This is a genomic window from uncultured Caballeronia sp. (assembly GCF_964243625.1).
Taxonomy (GTDB): Bacteria; Pseudomonadota; Gammaproteobacteria; order Burkholderiales; family Burkholderiaceae; genus Caballeronia.
In genome coordinates this window covers 2189-4229 of the sequence record NZ_CAXTGZ010000525.1, presented here as the reverse complement: position 1 = coordinate 4229, position 2041 = coordinate 2189, and the positions used below count along the sequence as shown (strand labels likewise).

Below are 2041 nucleotides of genomic sequence, written 5' to 3'. Positions count from 1 at the left end.
TCCCTATCTCGAAGGACTTCAACCTCGATGCTCAGTCTGCGGGTTTACTGTTGAGTGCGTTCTACGTGAGCTATTCGCTCATGCAATTGATCGCGGGGCAACTTAGTGACCGCTTCGGATCAAGAACGGTTCTTGTTTTTTCTGTTGCTTGCTGGTCGGTCTTCACAGGACTCACGGGTTTTGCCGCAACGTTCGCCTCCCTCATAGTGATCCGAGTTTTGTTCGGCATCGGAGAAGGCGGGTTTGTACCAGCCAGTACAGTGACGGTTGCCGAAGCATTTCCGCGTGGCGAACGGGCTCGGGCGAAATCGCTCGTTATCGGCGCTTCGTTCCTTGGTAGCGCAGTCGGATCCAGCGCAATCGCCGCATTGGTTCATATCCATGGCTGGCGTTACGCGTATCACGTGTTTGGTCTCGTGGGGATTGTCGTCGCGGTTGTGCTCTGGTTGGCCATCAAACGTGCGCCGCCTCGTCAGAAAATCGCTGGCAAGCTTGCATTCCGCACGGTATTCCGCTCGCGGATGCTTCGACAGACGATGTTGATCTTCTTCTTCAGCAACGTCGTCTATGTAGCGTTGATCTCGTGGATGCCTTCGTTCCTGGTCAAAACACGTCACATTGATATCTTGCACGCCGGCCTCGCGTCTGCCGGACCATACGTGGTCGCGTTCGTCTGCCTGAACATCGTTGGTTGGATGCTGGACAAGGTAGGTCAAGGACGCGAGCGACTCTTCATGATGTGCGGCGCATGCGCGGTTGTGGTCTTTTTTGCACTAATGGCCTTCGCCGATTCGTTGCCTTCGCTACTTGTTCTGTGGACACTGTGCCTTGTGGGCTACACCGTCATTTACGGAACTGTCTTTGCGATTCCGCTCAAGCACATGCCAGACGAGTCGGTTGGATCGGCTGCCGGCCTTATCAACTTTGGTGGCCAGGTTGCCGCCGCCATCGCGCCGGCCCTAGTGGGCATGCTGGTCGATCTGAGGCCAGGCTCGTATGTATGGGCATATTCCGCGCTTCTTGTTTCCGGATTGGCCGCGCTCCTTGTATCGCTCACGTGGCGCGCGGAGCCAGCGGCTCATTAAGTCATGAAAGCGAGGTCCGGCATGAATCCAAAAACGCTCGGTGTGGCGAGCAGCTCGAGCGGTTCGCGGAGCCTTGACTTGATGTCATGTCTCCTGGACAACCCGATTGTACGAGAGAACAGTGACGATTTCCGATTTGTCACGGAGCAGAGTCTCTTTCTTGATGTTTCGAGGCAGGCATCTTCTGTTGCCGAGGTCGCGGCCCAGAAGTTTCGCCTACTAAAGGTGTGTCAATCGCTCGAAGCGCGAAGCGTCGACAGAATTTTAATTCCTGATTTCGAGGCTTATACGTTCGTCGATCAGTTGACGTTGGAACTTGATGTGCCGGTCATTGACATGATGGTTGCCATCCGCGAACACCTCGCGACAGTCGCCGCGCCGGGAGATTCAATCGGCATTGCGACGTCAGATTGCGTTCGTCAATCGGAATTGTTTGAGAGATATCTGTCCGACACATATCGCGTCATACATTCTTCATTTGGCGCGCGGCAGAAATCAGGCGGATCTGGCACTGCGAAAAGCGCGTTGACGTTCAGCGATGAAGTCTGCGCTGAATTTAAGCGACAAGGTGCTTCGATCATCGTTGCGACCTTCTCTGAACTTGTGGCAGCCGGCTCCGGATCCACTCAAGGAGTTGAGGTCGTGGACGTTCACCGGGTCTACGCGGACTTCGCGATCCGCTTCTGTGACGACCAAAGGAAGGTGCGTTTCAAACTAGGAATCGTCGGTGGTATCGGCCCTGCTGCCACCGTCGATTTCATGGACAAGGTCGTACGCAACACTGTCGCACGCAGAGACCAGGATCACATCAAAATGCTTGTCGAACATAACCCTCAGATTCCGGATCGAACTGCGCATCTTTTGCATCAAGCAGAAGACCCGACGCTCGCGCTGTACGCGACCTGCGTGCGGCTGGAGGCGGGGCGCGGGGGCGCGCCGTGGATGCTCGGCATGCT

Annotated in this window: 1 protein-coding gene and 1 pseudogene; both read left to right on the top strand. The window is 55.7% G+C overall.

Going from position 1 to position 2041, the window contains the following annotated elements:
• A partial coding sequence (locus ACFFAR_RS26230) for an MFS transporter (protein ID WP_174364750.1) occupies nt 1-1085 on the top strand: 1085 nt, incomplete at its 5' end.
• A gap of 3 nt (nt 1086-1088) precedes the next feature.
• Nucleotides 1089-1658: pseudogene (locus ACFFAR_RS26225) on the top strand (aspartate/glutamate racemase family protein); the annotation flags it as partial.
• Nucleotides 1659-2041: the final 383 nt, after the last annotated feature.